Genomic DNA, 16,032 nt, shown 5'->3' with positions numbered 1-16,032 from the left:
AATGTTCAACTAAGCGACGGCCAAGCTTTGAGTTCAAATCTTAAGTGCTTTTTATATATGATTGCCGCAGACAGGCGGGGAAAAGAGGGCGGAAATGCGCATATTGCATACAGGAGACTGGCATCTGGGGCGGACGCTGGAGGGCCGAAGCCGGCAGAAGGAGCAGGAGCAGTTCGTGGATGAGCTGGTGGAGATTGCCGATTCCTCCGGGACAGATCTGATTCTGATGGCGGGGGATGTCTACGATTCGGTGAATCCTCCGGCTGCAGCGGAGCAGCTGTTCTATGACGCGGCGGCCCGACTGACGGCAGGCGGCCGTCCGCTGGTGGTTATCTCGGGCAATCACGACCAGCCTGAGCGCGTAGCTTCCGTGTCCCCGCTTGTCCGCAGGCAGGGGATTACGCTCGTCGGAATGCCGACTTCGGAACCGGTCACTGTGCATGCGCTCAGAACCGGCGAGATTGCCAAAATCGCTGCACTCCCTTACCCCTCTGAAGCCCGGCTCGGCGAGCTGCTTGCGGGGGATAGCGGAGAGGCTGAGCTGCGGCTGGCTTACAGTGCCCGGGTCGGGCGGCTGATGAATCTGCTTGGGCGCGAGTTCACCCCGCAGACCGTCAATCTGGCGATGAGCCATATCTATGTGCTGGGTGGCGTGGAGAGTGACTCCGAACGGCCGATCCAGGTCGGCGGTGCGTATACCGTTGATCCTTCGGCACTCTCTTGCGGCGCGCAATATACGGCACTTGGGCATCTTCACCGCGCCCAGCGGGTCAAAGGCGACGGGATGATCCGCTACAGCGGCTCCCCGCTGGCTTACAGCTTCTCTGAAGCAGGTCAGGCCAAATCGGTGGCCATGATTGATGTCGCGCCGGGTGGGGAGCCGGTGTTCGAGGAGATCTATCTCCGCTGCGGGCGGCCGCTGGTCAACTGGAAGTCTGCGGGCGGATTGCAGGAGGTCTACGGCTGGCTGGATGAGGGCCGGGACGCCGGGGCGTTCATCGATCTGGAGCTGCGGCTGACCGAGGCCATGTCCATGAACGATATCCAGCGGCTGCGCAAGGCACGGGAGGGCATCGTCCATATTCGCCCGATCTACCCGCAGATGGAGCAGGAGCTGGAAGAAATGTCCCGTTCCCGCATGCCGGTACAGGAGCTGTTCCGCAGGTTCTATCAGCGCCAGACCGGCGGCGCGGAGCCGGATGACAGCCTGATTGCGCTGTTCCTGGAGCTGGCGGAAGAAGAGCGGCACGATGCTGCGGAAGGGGAGGAGAACTGATTTGAAGCCGATATTGTTGAAATTATCCGGGCTGCAGAGTTACCGTGCGCAGCAGGAGATTGATTTTGCCAGCCTGACCGAGACGGGGCTGTTCGGGATCTTTGGTCCGACGGGCAGCGGTAAATCCAGTCTGCTGGACGCCATTACACTGGCGATGTACGGCAAAGTGGAGCGCGCCGTGAACGGAACCCAGGGAATTATGAACCATTCCGAGGACCAGCTCAGTGTGGCCTTCACCTTCGAGCTGAACTCCTCTTCCGGGGCGCGGCGCTACCGTGTGGAACGGAAATTCAAACGCACCGGGGAGCAGTCGGTCAGCAATACAATCAGCCGTTTCATCGAGGTCAAGGCGGACGGCGATCTTGTGATGGCCGACAAGCTGGCCGAGGTTACGCGCTGTGTCGAAGAGCACATCGGGCTGAAGATGGACGATTTCACCCGGGCTGTTGTGCTGCCGCAGGGCAAATTCGCCGAGTTCTTGTCGCTGCGTGGCGTGGACCGCAGGCAGATGCTCCAGCGTCTGTTCCATCTGGAACAGTACGGCGATGGGCTGGCACTGAAGCTGAGCCGCCGCGTCAAGGAGAACGAGGCGGCGCTGCGCGCTCTGGAAGCCGAGCAGCAGGGGCTGGGCAGCGCGGGCAAGGCAGATGTGGAAGCGGCCGCCGTCCGTGTGCAGGAGGCGATCCGTCATGCGGCGGATTGCCGGGGGCGGCTCACGGAGGCTGCGGAGCGCGCCGAGCGCTTCGTCCGCATCCGCGAGCTGCAGGAGGAACGGGCCCGCCGCGAGTCGCAGCGGCAAGGTCTGCTGGCCAAGGAGGAGCAGATCCTCCTCCTGGAGCAGAAGCTCGGCAAGGCGGACGAGGCCGAGCGGAGATTGCCCGCGCTGAAGGCTTGGCGCAGCGCGGAGGAGGCCTGGAAGGCCCGGGCGGCACGCGCCGGGGGCCTTGAGGGCTTGGCCGCCGCCGCCGTGCAGGAGGCGGCGGCCGGGGCAGAAGCGGAAGCAGCGGCCCAGACCGCGCTGTCCGCAGGCGAGCCGGCCCTCCGCGAGGAGGAGGGCCGGTACCGGCGCGCGCTCGAGCTGGAAGCCGAGCTCGGCGCGCTGCACAGCGAGCGGGCGGCGCTGCAGGCGCGCCGCGAGGAAGCCGCCCGGGGCCTGGCTGCCGGGCGGGAGAGCCTGGCCCGGGAGCGTGAGCTTTTGGCCCGCGGCCAAAAGAAACAGCACGAGCTGCAGCAGAGCCTGCAGCCGCTGGCGGTCCGCTCCCAGGAGCGGCAGTCTCTGCAGGAAGCCATGCAGAGACTGCAGGGACTGCGTTCTGCCGAGGCCCAGCGGGAATCGGCAGAACGTGAACGCCAGGGCCGCGCGGCGGTGCTCGCGGCGGCGGAAGCGCGGCTGGCCGCCGCCGGGTCCCGGCGGCAGGCGCTGGATGCCGGGCGCGGGGAACTGCTAGCCGCCGCCGCCCTGCACCAGGAAGAGCTGCGGACGGCCGAAGGGGCAGCGGGAGACGCTGCCGGCCGCCTGGAGGGGCATATCAGCGCGCTGGAGGCTGCGCTGAAGGAGCAGGAGGTTCACCGGCTCTCGCAGGCGCTCGCCGGTGAACTCCAAGAAGGGGTTCCCTGCCCGGTATGCGGCAGTGAGCATCACCCCTCCCCTGCGCTTCAACAGAAGCAGGGAGACCCTGAGGAGCTGGACAATAGGCTCCGCCATGTCCGCGTTCAGGCCCGGCAGGCGCTGGAGGCGCGCCATTTGCTGCGCAGCCTGCTGGAGCAAGATAGCTCGTGGCTCGCTGGGCTAGCGGGAGCCGCGTCCGAAGAGGCGCTGCACCAGTCAGCCGCTGGCGCGGCCGGGGCGGAGCCGGCTTCGGACAAGACGGCAAGCATTACTTCCCACGCCGCACCCGTACCCAAGCTCTCAAGCAGTTCCGGTTCGGATGCAGCATCTAACTCTCTGAACAGTTCTGATTCACACGCCGCACCTGATTCCTTAATTACCCCAGAGTCTCCCGGCTCCCAGACATTCGCGCAGCTTCCGGATGAACAAGCTCTATCCGCGCTGGATAGCTGGTTGTCTGCCTTGAATGAGCAGCTGGCCGCGCTGCGAGGCCGCTCCGCAGAGCTGCGCCGTGCGGCTTCAGACTGGCAGCGTTCCCTGCAGGAGCTGGAACAGGTGTATCACAAGGAGGCGGCAGGTGCCGAAGCAGAGAAGACCTGGCTGCAGGGGCTGTCTGCCAAGGCAGAGGAGCTGGCTGCTTCAGCCGGCAAGCTAAGGGAGGAATGGAGTCGTCTCTTCCCGGAGCTTGCCCCGGAGGAAGCGGAGAGAACGTATCAGGAGATGCTCGGCAAGGATGAACGCGCTGAGGAGATCCGCAGCCGGCTGGAGATCAGCGTCAAGTTCCTGGACGAGAAAAACCTCGCTGTGCAGACGCTGAACGAGCAACTGGCCGGATTGGATAAGGAGCTGGCGCAGTGGGATGCGCAGCTTGAAGGCAAGGAGGCACTTGCCCGCGATAAAGAGCAGCGCCTGCGCGAAGGGACCGGCGGCCAGCCTGCCAGGGAGCTGCTGGCCGCCTGTGAACGCAGGCTGCTGGAGCTGCAGACTGCGCTGGAACGCAGCCGGCAGGAACACCGCCGGGCAGCGGATAAGGCGCAGCAGCAGACCCGCGAAGCTGCGGTAGCCCGCCAGGCGGCAGAATCGGCGCAGGAGCATTATACCGCCGCCGCCGCCCAGTGGGAGGAGAGTCTGCAGTCTTCGCCGTTTGCTTCGGCCGCAGAGGTGGAAGCCTCATCGCTGGAGACTGGAGAACGGGCACAGGCCGCTGAACGTGTGAAGTCCTACCGCGAAGAAGAGGCGGAGTGCCTGCTGCAGCTGCGGAGCATTGAGGAGAAGCTGGCTGGAGCTGTGCTCAGCAATGAAGAATGGCAGGAGAGCCAGGACGCGCTGCTAAGGTGCAAAGAGGAGGATGAAGCCTCGCTTCAGGCCCGTGCACGGGCAGAGCGGGATCTGGAGGATCTGCAGCAGCGCCATATCCGCTGGGTAGAGCTGGAGGACAAGCGGGCTGGACATGCGGCGATGCAGGAGCGTCTATCCAAGCTGCAGACCGTGCTGCGCGGCAATGCTTTTGTGGAGTATATTGCTGAAGAACAGCTGATGCAGGTATGCCAGGCTGCGTCACAGCGTCTAAGGTTCCTAAGTAAGCAGCGTTATGCGCTGGAGGTGGATTCAGGCGGCGGCTTCGTCATCCGGGATGACGGGAACGGCGGCGTAAGACGTCCGGTGTCCACGTTATCCGGGGGAGAGACCTTCCTGACCTCCCTGTCGCTGGCGCTTGCCCTGTCAGCCCAGATTCAGCTGCGCGGACAATATCCGCTGCAATTCTTTTTCCTGGATGAGGGCTTTGGCACGCTGGACCCGGATCTGCTCGACACCGTCATCACTTCACTGGAGAGACTGCATAATGACCAGCTGTCCGTCGGTATCATCAGCCATGTTCCCGAGCTTCGGGCCCGCCTGCCGCGCAAGCTGATTGTAGTTCCCGCAGAGCAGGGCGGTGGGGGTTCAACCATTCTTTTGGAAAAAATGTGAAAGACGGGGTTGGTTGTGATGAGAATCACAGATACACCTCCAACCCCCTGTTATAATACAGCTAAGCCGACATTATTTGAAACACCTCGGCGGACGTATGACAGGGAATCTACTCCTTCTCATACGTCCGCCGCCGAAGCAGCTCATATGAGCTGTGAAGGGTGTTTCCTTTTTTTTGTCTTTTTTTGGTGAAACTCAAAAGTAGCAGCGGGATTACCGAATAGAGGGAGCGCCCTCCATTAAGGCAATCGAACAAAATGTATGCGAAAATCCGACTGCATTATGCTACAGCGAGGGTTAGCGAGCCAATTGTGCTGATGAAGTTATGCCCGGAGCAAATGTATTCAAAGAACCGAACACAACGTGCCGCCAGACCTGTTATAATACAGTCTGCCCACCCTATACTCTGTTATCATGATCCTCCACTCCCTGCCCCCTGACCCTCCTCCGCCTGATATCCTGATTCCATCCCCAACACTCTGCTCCCCCACTTTCCCTCACAATCCCAACCTAATCCGCCCCAATCATCTAGTTTTACCAGAATGTAGTCTTCCGTCTTTCGTAATTGCTCAACATCCTGTATGATTAGAGCCATACATTGAAATTTGTCGTGAAGCCAATCAGGCCGGAAGCCCGAAGACATTCAGGCGTGTGCGTCCCGCAGAGCTCAAGCTGAACAGAACGATACTTGATCCTCTTCTGGGTGATCTCCTGGGAGTACCGGGTGGTTATTGCACGGAAGAGAGTTGTGTTCATGTCTGTTATCTCAGCCAGTGCTGCGGATAGTGCCGGATGCAAGCTTCTGCATTACAAATTTTCTGGGAGGAAGCGTGGTATGGAAACTGTATTCAGCAAAATTATCGAAGGTACAATCCCGTCCAAAAAGGTGTTCGAGAATGAGCGGATTCTGGCGTTCCACGATATTGAGCCTGCTGCCCCTGTGCATGTGCTGATTATCCCTAAGAAATACATTGCTTCCATGAACGAGGTTACGCCTGAGGATCTGCCGCTGATCGGCGAGATTCACGCTGTAGCACAGCAGCTCGCAACAGAGCTGGGAATTGCTGATTCCGGCTACCGGCTAATTAACAATTGCGGTCCGGACAGCGGGATGGCCGTGCCGCATCTGCATTATCATCTGCTGGGCGGAGCCAAGCTTGGTGCCTTGACCGGGAACTCCAATTCTCATGCCTAAGTAAGCAATCTAACTATATGCAGCCTGACTGAAAAAAAAATAACGCGAAGGTTGACACCTTATTTAGGTTTGACCTATAATGAAAGGTGATGAACCGTGTTGTTATGCTCTTGGACGGTCTGGTCGGAGGGAGGGAAAACTGGTGTCTGAAACGAAAGTTCGCAAAAACGAGACAATTGATGCTGCACTTCGTCGCTTTAAACGTTCCATTGCTAAGGATGGTGTCTTGGCTGAGGTGAAGAAACGCAAGCATTATGAGAAGCCAAGCGTAAAGCGCAAGAAGAAGTCTGAGGCTGCTCGTAAGAGAAAGTTTTAGGAGGATTACCCACGCATGAATCTTAGCGAACGATTGAACGAAGATATGAAGCAAGCGATGAAGAGTAGGGACAAGTTCACACTCTCCACCATTCGAATGGTTCGTTCTACAATAAAGTATCTTGAAATAGATTTGAAGAGAACATTAGACGACAACGAAGTGCTTGATATCCTTAGTCGTGAGATCAAACAGCGCAAAGATGCCCTCCAAGAATTTGAAGCAGCGGGTCGCGATGAGCTTGCCGCGAGTACTAAGGCAGAAATCGAGATTATCATTAAATATCTTCCCGAGCAGCTTACCGAAGAAGAAATTAAAGTAATTGTACAACAGACCATCCAGGAAACCGGTGCTTCTTCGAAAAGTGAAATGGGTAAGGTGATGAGCGCACTGATGCCTAAGGTCAAAGGTCGCGCCGATGGCAAACTCGTGAACCAGGCGGTTCAGCAATTTCTGCAATAATATAACGCTAGCACCCCTTTCATTAGGGGTGTTTTTCATTATGTGGATCTTTTTGGATAGACCTGCGTATATGGAATACTAAGAATTATATGCAGGCGTACATACAATGATAAGTTGAGAATGCAATGGTTCATGTACAAAAGGGGGGCGCAGGCTTGAATAAGTTACGTACCATCATATTCTCCTGTATCGCGGCGCTGATGGTTCTTCTGTTCCTGCCGGTGGCGGGGACGATTCAGGCAGATAATGAAGCGGTCCGTGCACCGGGAGCGGCTTCGGGTACAGTAGTCAGCGGACCTGTGTTCATTATTCCGGTAGACCAGGAGATTGAGCGGGGTCTGCAGAGCTTTCTGGAACGGGGCTTTCAGGAAGCGGCGAATTACGGCGCAGTTCTGATTGTGCTGGAGATCGATACGCCTGGAGGACGGGTGGATTCCGCCGAACGAATCGGCACCCTGGTCAGAGACAGCAAGATCCCGGCAGTGGCCTATATCAAAGGCAACGCCGCATCGGCAGGCAGCTATATCGCGCTGAACGCGGATGCCATTATCATGAAGCCGGGCAGCATGATCGGGTCTGCTTCGCTGGTGGACATGAACGGGAAGAGCGTGGAAGACGCCAAGATGGTATCGTACTGGAAATCCAAAATGATCGGGGCTGCCTCGCTGAATGGGCGTGATCCTGAAGTGGCTGCCGGCATGATGGATGTTCATCTGGTAGTTAACCGCCCGGAACTGGGCGTGAACAAGCAGGCGGGCGAGATTATCGCTCTGAGCAGCAACGAGGCGCTTCAGGCCGGTTACGCCGACCGGATTGCTGGAACGGAGCAGGAGGCGATTACCTGGCTGGGCTACTCGACAGACGACATTTTTCGCATTGAGCATACCGGTGCGGAGAAAATGTCGCAATTTCTGACCCATCCGGTGGTCATGACGATTCTGCTCTTCGTGGGCATCGCCGGTGTGTTCATCGAGCTGCTGGTGCCCGGCTTTGGGGTGCCCGGAGTTGTCGGTACGCTGGCGTTCGCCCTTTACTTCTTCGGCAACTATGTGGCTGGCTTCGCCGGGGCGGAGACGCTGCTGCTGTTCATTCTGGGACTGGTAATGCTGATTCTGGAGCTGTTTGTGCCGAGCTTCGGTATTCTGGGGATACTCGGGTCCATCAGTCTGGTGGCTGGTGTTGTAAGGGCTGCATACAGCTTTACGCATGCGCTGTTCAGCCTTGGCATTGCTTTTTCGGCAGCGGCTGTGGTCATTGTGTTTGTAGCCGTGGTCTTCAAGGAGCGTGGGATCTGGAACCGTTTCATCCTTCAGGATAGCCTTACCAGAGACAAAGGGTTTGTTCCTGTCCCGGAGAAGCTGCGTCTGATCGGAGCCTCCGGCATGAGCGTAACCCCGCTGCGTCCGGCTGGAACCGCCACCTTTGACGGTGAACGGATAGATGTGGTGACAGAAGGCGGGTTCATCGAGGCGCAGACTGCCGTATCCGTGGTGAAGGTTGAGGGCGGCCGCGTGGTCGTGAAGGAAGCTGCGAAATAATTGTTGTCTATCAAGATATAGGAGGTTGATAAGCGTATGTTAGAAGCATCTATGATTACTTTTTTGCTGATCGCGGTAGCCGTGATTATTGTACTAAGCGTCTTCTTCAGCTTCTTCCCGGTAATGCTGTGGGTATCTGCATGGGCCTCCGGGGTCAAAATCAGCATTATCACGCTGGTAGCGATGCGTCTGCGCCGGGTAACACCTAGCCGGATTGTCAATCCGCTGATTAAGGCGACCAAGGCTGGGCTGGGGCTGAATATCAATCAGCTGGAGAGCCATTATCTGGCCGGAGGGAACGTGGACCGGGTAGTGAACGCGCTGATTGCCGCCCAGAGAGCGGATATTCCGCTGGAATTCACACGTGCCGCCGCCATCGATCTGGCCGGACGCGATGTGCTGCTGGCGGTTCAGATGAGCGTTAACCCGCGTGTCATTGAGACGCCGATTGTTGCGGCTGTGGCCAAGAACGGAATTGAAGTCAAGGTCAAAGCACGTGTAACGGTGCGGGCCAATATCGACCGGCTGGTCGGCGGTGCGGGCGAAGAGACGATTATTGCCCGTGTCGGCGAGGGGATTGTAACCACAGTCGGCTCCAGTAATTCGCATAAGGATGTGCTGGAGAATCCGGATTCTATCTCCCGCACTGTTTTATCCAAGGGTCTCGACTCAGGGACGGCCTTTGAAATTCTGTCCATTGATATTGCGGATGTGGATGTAGGCAAGAATATTGGTGCGTACCTGCAGACTGAGCAGGCAGAAGCGGATAAGCGCATCGCCCAGGCGAAGGCTGAAGAACGCCGGGCGATGGCGGTTGCCCATGAGCAGGAGATGAAAGCCCGCGTGGTCGAGATGAAGGCGCTGGTCGTTGAATCCGAATCCCAGGTACCCTTGGCGATGGCCGAAGCCCTGCGCTCCGGTAAGCTTGGTGTGATGGATTATATGAATCTGAAAAATATCGAGGCAGATACGCAGATGCGCGGCTCCCTCGGCAAACTAAACGATGGGGACGACGCCAGCCGTCCGCCCCACAAATAAAGGGATGTGAGCTCCCATGAGCAGCGTGATCTATTTCCTGGTGCTTGCGGCCATAGCGATCATCACCAATCTGAACAAAAAGAAGGGCAAAGACAAACAGGCCCCGCGCGGGGGGATGCCTACCTTTGGCGGCGGCGGAGGGGACATCGGTAATACGCTGCCCCGCCGCCGGAAGGCCGGGCGTGCGGAGCAGCAGGGCAGTGGCTTCCCGGCGCCTGCCGGGACAAGGGCGGACACAGACCTGCCTGCCCCGCAGCCGGATGTACATGAAGCCCCGTCTTCGCCAGCCTGGGCTGAGGCTGAGCAGCCGGTTGCCGGTGATGAGACCGGCGAAGGGGTGTCTCTGGAGCAGGCCGATGACCTGGATAGCTTGGAGGCCCGCACAGCACGCATGCAGCGGGAGCTGGAGGCGCTGCAGGCTGCCTTCGACGGAATGGCGGCTGCCGTCCCGTCTGCGGGCTCTGAAGCAGGCGGAGAGGGCATTGGCGCAGCATCACCGGCATTCGCCAGCCATCCGCTCACGGGCGACCCTGACACGCTGCGCAGCGGCCTGGTGTGGGCGGAGGTGCTGGGTCCGCCCCGTGCCCGCCAGCCGCATTCCACGCGGCGTTAAGACTTTGCCTTCGCCTCCTGATCAAACCTGTAATGCTGCAATAAGCCTGGATCTATTCCTTAGCGGGAAAGGATTCAGGCTTTTTTGCTGTTGTACCAGGAGACTGCATGTGAGTTCTTCTCATAAACGGCCGCCCCGCCGCATAAGGTGTACAGAAGGCAGGAAGGGGGAGCGTCTACTTATGACCCGTATCGGCCGCAGGCTGCGGGGATGGACAAACGGGGTACTGGATCTTCCGCAGGATGTGCTGCAGGAGATGCCTCGGATCACCCTGATCGGCAATAAGGAGCTGTATATTGAGAACCACCGCGGCGTGCTGCATTTCTCTTCGGAGCAGCTCAGGCTGGCATTAACCCAAGGAGTGCTGGAGATTTCCGGCGAAGGACTGGTCATCCGCAATATTCTGGGCCAGGAGCTTGCCGTCATTGGAGTAATCGGTGAAATCAGATATAAGGAAAGTGGGGAGAATCCATGAAAGAACCGCCTCTGGCATCACTGCGGGGGTTCGTTACACTGCATGTGAGCGGACCGCAGGTGGAGAAGTTCATTAATGCTGTAACCGGAGCGGGCATCATCATCTGGGATGTGAGGCCTGCCGGGGACGGCGCTTCTTTGAATCTGCTGCTGGATGACTTTTTCCGGCTCCGCCCGCTCCTCAAAAAGACAGGCTGCCGTATGCATGTTACAGCCAGGCACGGACTTCCGTTTCGCCTCGCGCGCTTGTGGAGACGGAAGTTTTTTGCCGCAGGGATACTGATCTTCGGTGTAGGCCTGCTGCTGCTCTCCTCCATGATCTGGAGCGTCAAGGTGGAAGGGAATACCCGCATTCCTACCGAGGATATTCTGGAAGCGGCACGCAAGGAAGGTGTCTATCCGTTTCAGTGGATTTGGCGCATGCAGGAGTCGGACGAGCTGTCCCGGGAGCTGACCACCCTGGTTCCGGGCTTGACATGGGCCGGGTTCCACCGGACCGGGACGAGCATTACCATCCAGGTCGTCGAAGCCGACCGCCCCGAGAATAAGCCGCTGCTCAGCCAGCGCCATCTCATCAGCCGGACCGATGCGGTGGTGACCGAAATCTATGCGGAGCAGGGCAGACCGGTGGTCAGCCGGAATTCGCGGGTCAAAAAAGGGGACATCCTCATCTCCGGAGCGCTGGGTGACGAGGAGAATACCGAGTTTGTAGTCGCCAAAGGCATGGTTAAAGGCCTTGTATGGCATGAATATAATCTGGAGGTGCCGCTCAAAAGAACGGGCAGTGCGTATACAGGAGAACGCAAGGACCGCACCTATCTCGTTCTCGGCAAGTGGGCGATTCAGCTGTGGGGCTATGGGGACTCCGGGTTTGCTAAGTCCCGTACGCTTTCAGAGCCCGACATGCTGTCGTGGCGCTCGTTTCAGCTGCCGCTGGGCCTGATGACTGAGAAGGAGCTGGAGATCAAAGCTACCGCTGAAGCGCTTACTCCAGAGGCAGCCAGAGCGGAAGGATTGACGCGGGCGAAGAGCGATATTTTCGCGCGATACGGCGCTGATAGCGTCATTAAAAGTCAAAAAATTTTGCATGAGAAGAAAGAGAATGGTAAAGTTTATATGAAAGTGCTGTTTGAGGTGGAAGAGAGAATTGCGGAAGAACTTCCGATAGTAAACAATTGAGGAGAATGAGGCTACTTGTCAGAACAGACTGCAAGCATTCAAATATCTTTGCACAATGCGGGAGAAGCGCAATCCCTGTTCGGCCCGCAGGACGGATTCCTGAAAATCATTGAGAAAGAAATTCCGGCAGTTATTAACTCACGCGAGGCCGAAATTACGATTCGCGGTACGGAGCGGGAAGTGGACATGCTGGGCCAGCTCTTCAACGTGCTGCTGTCACTGGTACGCGGGGGTTATATATTGAGCGAACGCGATGTGCAGTATGCCGTGGAGCTGGCGAAGGATTTCCGTGCCGACCAGCTGCTGGACCTGTTCAAGGGCGAGATTACAACCACATTCCGCGGCAAGCCGATCCGTGTCAAGACGATTGGCCAGAAGCATTATGTGAGCACCATCAAAAAGCGTGATATCGTCTTCGGCATCGGCCCGGCGGGCACAGGCAAGACATATCTGGCTGTGGTCCTCGCGGTGACGGCGCTGAAGGAAGGCTCGGTCAAACGGATCGTGCTTACGCGTCCGGCTGTAGAGGCCGGGGAGAACCTGGGCTTCCTCCCGGGAGATTTGCAAGAGAAGGTAGATCCGTATCTGCGGCCGCTCTACGACGCCTTGTACGACGTTATGGGGCCTGATCAGGTGGCAAAGGCGCTGGAGCGCGGGCTGATCGAGATTGCACCGCTTGCCTATATGCGCGGACGTACGCTGGAGGATGCTTTTATCATCCTTGATGAAGCGCAGAATACCACGCCCGAACAAATGAAAATGTTCCTCACCCGTCTGGGCTTCGGCTCCAAGATGGTCATCACGGGCGATGTGACCCAGATCGATTTGCCGCGCGGCAAGAAGTCAGGGCTGATCGAAGCCAAAACGATTCTTTCCGGTATCGAGGAGCTTGGCTTTGTCTACTTCGCTGAGCAGGACGTTGTCCGTCATTCCCTTGTGCAGAAAATTATCGTTGCCTATGACCGCTCTGCCGAAAACCTCCAATAAAAAAGGGGATTGTCTTCATGGCCTCAAAGCAACCATCGAAATTAAGCGGATTTGTATATAGCAGTAGCGGATGGAAGTATAGCGCGGTGACGCGCTATGCTCTTTTCCTGTTATTGGCCGTTGTCTTCTACCTCAGCCTGTCCTCTGATCTGCTGCCCAAAAGGTATGATATCAAAGAGGGAACCCGCAGTGCCAAGGAGATTACAGCTCCCAAGCAAATCCTGGACAACAACGCCAAGCTCAAGGCCCAGGAGACTGCTGCAGAGAATGTGACCAACCGTTATGCCATTATTCCTATCCGGGCGGAGAATCTAGTAACTCTGCTGCTGGACCGGATCGGCGGGTTGAATCAGGATGATACGATTTCACAGAGTGAGAAGACAGAGATTTACCGGGAAGAGATTCCGCGGCGGGCGAATGATTTTATTCTTAATTTCGTGGCGGCCAGCCAGAAGGCCGGGACTTACTCCGAGCATCTGCTGGATGAAATGCAGTCCGTTATCAAGGATCAGGCCTACGTCATTCCGGAAGAGACCTATATCAAGATCCCGCGCCTGACTCAGCAGGATATCATCGAAATGAAGCCGGTGGCCCGGGATATTGTCACCAAGCTGATGAATGACCAGATTACCGACGCCCAGAGCGCACGCGCCAAGGTGGCCGAGCAGGTCAGCGTCAGTTCGCTGGGACAGCGGACCGCCCGCGAGGTGGTTCAGGAGCTGGTGCGGCTGGTGATTACCGCCAACAAATTCTATGACGAGGATGCGACCAAGGAAGCGAAGGTGCAGGCCCGTCAGAATACGCCGGATGTGTTCATCGAGCAGGGGGATGTGCTAGTCGCCAAGAATCAGGAGATTACCCCTGAGCTGTACAAGCTGCTGGATGAGAACGGTCTGCTCAGTAAAGAGATTAATTACTGGCCGCAACTCGGCCTGCTGCTGCTCTCTGCACTGTTGTCCTTTGGTCTGATGACCTTCATCCGCTACAATGGCGGAGCCTCAGGCTTCAAATACAATAACTCCCAGCTGCTTATGCTGGTACTGGTCTTTATTATTACGATTGTTATGATGAAGCTTACGGCCTTCCTGCAGACCGATGTGCGGACATATATCGGCTATCTGGCACCTGTGGCTCTCGGCGCGATGCTGATTTCCATGCTGCTGGACATGACCTTAGCTTATTTCTGTTCCATTCTGTTCAGCATTCTGGCCAGTATCCTGCTGAATGTTCAGCAGAATACTATCTTTGATTTCACCTTCGGCTTCTTTGCCCTAATCGTGAGTTATGTTGCCATCTTCTCGACGCACCGCGCCGGACAACGTTCAACGCTGCTGAAGGGCGGCATTATGGTGTCCCTGCTCGGTTGCCTGACTGTGGCCATACTGACGATGCTGAGCGGAGGCGTATGGAACGAGACGAATACGTTATATGCTCTGGGCTTCTCCTTTGCCGGGGGGCTGCTTACCGCAGTGCTGGTCATCGGCTTGATGCCGTTCTTCGAGGTAACGTTCGGCATTCTGTCGGCACTGAAGCTCGTAGAACTGTCTAACCCGAACCATCCGCTGCTGCGTAAGCTGCTTACTGAGACGCCGGGCACCTATCACCACAGCGTGATGGTAGGTAATCTGTCCGAGGCTGCGGCCGAAGCGATTGGTGCGGACGGACTTCTGTGCCGGGTAGGCTCGTATTATCATGACATCGGCAAGACGAAGCGCCCGTTCTATTTCATAGAGAACCAGAACAATATGGAGAATCCGCATGACTCGATTGAGCCGAAGCTGAGCAAGTCGATCATTGTGGCCCACGCCCGGGACGGGGTGGAGATGCAGAAGGAATACAAGCTGCCGAAGCCGATCCGCGATATAGCGGAGCAGCATCACGGCACGACGTTCCTGCATTATTTTTATCATAAGGCATTGAAGCTTGCAGAAGATAAGGGGGTAGAGCCGGACTTCACGGAGGAGGATTTCCGTTATCCCGGCCCGAAGGCGCAGTCAAAGGAATCCGCAGTCGTCGGGATCGCCGATAGTGTGGAGGCCGCCGTCCGTTCGCTCCGTAAGCCAACCGTGGTGCAGGTGGAGACTATGATTGAGAAAATTATCAAAAGTCGGCTGGATGACCATCAGTTCGATGAATGCGATCTGACGCTCAAGGAGCTGGATATTATTTCGCGGACACTGAAAGAGACTGTTATGGGTATTTTCCATTCCCGGATTGAATACCCCGAGGATGTGCGTAAGCCCAAAAAAGAGGAAGGGGCCATCAAAAATGAGTCTGAGCGTCGTTTGGAACAATGAACAGGATGAACATGAAATTAACGGCGATCTGATTGCACTGCTGGAGCGGATTCTTCAGGCAGCAGGCATTGCTGAAGGAATTGACACGGGGGAAGTGGATCTGACCTTCGTCAATAACGAACGCATTCACGAGCTGAATCTGGAATACCGCGGTATTGACCGTCCGACAGATGTGCTCTCCTTCGCAATGAACGAGGCCGGAGAAGACGAGCTGGAGATTAAATATGATTTAGCAGATGAAGACGAAGAGCTGGAAGAAGTACCGAATGTGCTTGGGGATATTATCATCTCGGTTACCCGGGCGCAGGAGCAGGCTGAGGAATACGGCCATTCCCTGGAGCGGGAGCTGGGCTTCCTGTTCGTGCACGGGTTCCTGCATTTGCTGGGCTATGATCATCAGGAGCCGGAGGCTGAGGCCGAAATGATGTCTAAGCAGGAGAAGGCTCTGGCTCAGGTCGGGTTGACACGCTAATGGTCAAGAATACGGCGGTGGGCCACAAAAAATTCTGGCATTCCTTTCGCTTTGCAGCGCACGGCATTGCAGCGGCCTTCAAATCGGAGCTGAACATGAAGGTGCACAGCGGCCTTGCTGTTCTGGTAGTGGCTGCCGCCGCTGTGTTCAGACTTCCTCCGTCAAGCTGGATGCTGCTGCTGCTGGCCATTACGCTGGTGCTGACAGCCGAACTGCTGAACACGGCGATTGAAGCGACGATTGATCTGGTGTCGCCTGAGGTTCACCCCTTGGCCAAGAAGGCCAAAGATACCGCCGCAGGCGCCGTGCTGCTTACGGCGGTGTTTGCCGTGATTGCCGGAATCTATGTTTTTTATCATCCCGTGATGGACTGGATCACAGGTCTTATGTCATAATCAGTTTACAACTTCAGCTGGTGTAAGAGGCGGACCCGCTTTGCGCGCTCCGTCATCTTTAATTAGAGTGACATTTTCAGGGCAATGAATGAAGTGGGTGCTCAATAAAACTAGGCTAATGCTTACGAAGTGAGTTTTGTACGAGAACTAATCGAAGAAGCGTAAGCTTACAAAACTTAAGCTGATGCTTACGAAGCGAGTTTTATTTCGATG

The 16,032-nt window shown here is 56.9% G+C and carries 14 protein-coding genes; all 14 read left to right on the top strand.

All coding sequences use genetic code 11. From position 1 onward, the window contains the following. Window positions 1-94 precede the first annotated feature (94 nt). The 14 genes from NYE24_RS11735 (at window position 95) to NYE24_RS11670 (ending at window position 15,819) form a co-directional block, all read left to right on the top strand. Window positions 95-1,276, top strand: coding sequence for an exonuclease SbcCD subunit D (locus tag NYE24_RS11735; protein ID WP_036690310.1), 1,182 nt, complete (start codon window positions 95-97; stop codon window positions 1,274-1,276). A gap of 1 nt (window position 1,277) precedes the next feature. After that, window positions 1,278-4,856, top strand: a complete 3,579-nt coding sequence (locus NYE24_RS11730; RefSeq protein ID WP_342478723.1) for an AAA family ATPase — start codon at window positions 1,278-1,280, stop codon at window positions 4,854-4,856. Between the two features lie 835 nt (window positions 4,857-5,691). Further along, window positions 5,692-6,051: a histidine triad nucleotide-binding protein gene (locus tag NYE24_RS11725; RefSeq protein WP_036690358.1), complete on the top strand. Its 360-nt coding sequence runs from the start codon at window positions 5,692-5,694 to the stop codon at window positions 6,049-6,051. Between the two features lie 142 nt (window positions 6,052-6,193). Then, window positions 6,194-6,367: a 30S ribosomal protein S21 gene (gene rpsU, locus NYE24_RS11720; protein WP_005547957.1), complete on the top strand. Its 174-nt coding sequence runs from the start codon at window positions 6,194-6,196 to the stop codon at window positions 6,365-6,367. A 15-nt stretch (window positions 6,368-6,382) separates the two neighbouring features. Continuing rightward, entirely contained in the window at window positions 6,383-6,826 is a 444-nt protein-coding gene (locus NYE24_RS11715) for a GatB/YqeY domain-containing protein (RefSeq protein ID WP_036690304.1), read from the top strand. A gap of 155 nt (window positions 6,827-6,981) precedes the next feature. Then, window positions 6,982-8,364: an NfeD family protein gene (locus NYE24_RS11710; RefSeq protein ID WP_036690302.1), complete on the top strand. Its 1,383-nt coding sequence runs from the start codon at window positions 6,982-6,984 to the stop codon at window positions 8,362-8,364. Window positions 8,365-8,400: 36 nt separating this feature from the next. Continuing rightward, window positions 8,401-9,402, top strand: coding sequence for a flotillin-like protein FloA (gene floA, locus NYE24_RS11705; protein WP_036690301.1), 1,002 nt, complete (start codon window positions 8,401-8,403; stop codon window positions 9,400-9,402). Window positions 9,403-9,418: 16 nt separating this feature from the next. Beyond that, window positions 9,419-10,015 (top strand): hypothetical protein, encoded by a 597-nt coding sequence (locus NYE24_RS11700; protein WP_036690299.1) that lies wholly within the window; start codon window positions 9,419-9,421, stop codon window positions 10,013-10,015. Between the two features lie 181 nt (window positions 10,016-10,196). Beyond that, on the top strand, window positions 10,197-10,490 hold the full coding sequence (gene yqfC / locus NYE24_RS11695) for a sporulation protein YqfC (RefSeq protein WP_036690297.1): 294 nt from the start codon (window positions 10,197-10,199) through the stop codon (window positions 10,488-10,490). Beyond that, window positions 10,487-11,668, top strand: coding sequence for a sporulation protein YqfD (yqfD, locus tag NYE24_RS11690; protein ID WP_036690295.1), 1,182 nt, complete (start codon window positions 10,487-10,489; stop codon window positions 11,666-11,668). The genes yqfC and yqfD overlap by 4 nt, the downstream gene beginning before the upstream one ends. A gap of 15 nt (window positions 11,669-11,683) precedes the next feature. Continuing rightward, window positions 11,684-12,655 (top strand): PhoH family protein, encoded by a 972-nt coding sequence (locus NYE24_RS11685; RefSeq protein WP_036690294.1) that lies wholly within the window; start codon window positions 11,684-11,686, stop codon window positions 12,653-12,655. A gap of 17 nt (window positions 12,656-12,672) precedes the next feature. Beyond that, on the top strand, window positions 12,673-14,952 hold the full coding sequence (locus tag NYE24_RS11680; RefSeq protein WP_036690292.1) for an HDIG domain-containing metalloprotein: 2,280 nt from the start codon (window positions 12,673-12,675) through the stop codon (window positions 14,950-14,952). Continuing rightward, a complete protein-coding gene (ybeY, locus tag NYE24_RS11675) occupies window positions 14,924-15,424 on the top strand; it encodes an rRNA maturation RNase YbeY (RefSeq protein WP_036690291.1) in 501 nt (166 codons plus the stop codon). The genes NYE24_RS11680 and ybeY overlap by 29 nt, the downstream gene beginning before the upstream one ends. Then, the gene (locus tag NYE24_RS11670) at window positions 15,424-15,819 is read left to right on the top strand and encodes a diacylglycerol kinase family protein (protein ID WP_036690289.1); all 396 of its coding nucleotides are present in this window, start codon (window positions 15,424-15,426) and stop codon (window positions 15,817-15,819) included. Before ybeY ends, NYE24_RS11670 begins: the two co-directional genes overlap by 1 nt. Window positions 15,820-16,032 lie beyond the last annotated feature (213 nt).

It is taken from the genome of Paenibacillus sp. FSL H7-0350, assembly GCF_038593195.1.
Classification (GTDB): domain Bacteria; phylum Bacillota; class Bacilli; order Paenibacillales; family Paenibacillaceae; genus Paenibacillus_AQ.
The sequence above is the reverse complement of the archived record's forward strand: the minus strand, read 5'-3'. Positions and strand labels throughout refer to the sequence as shown.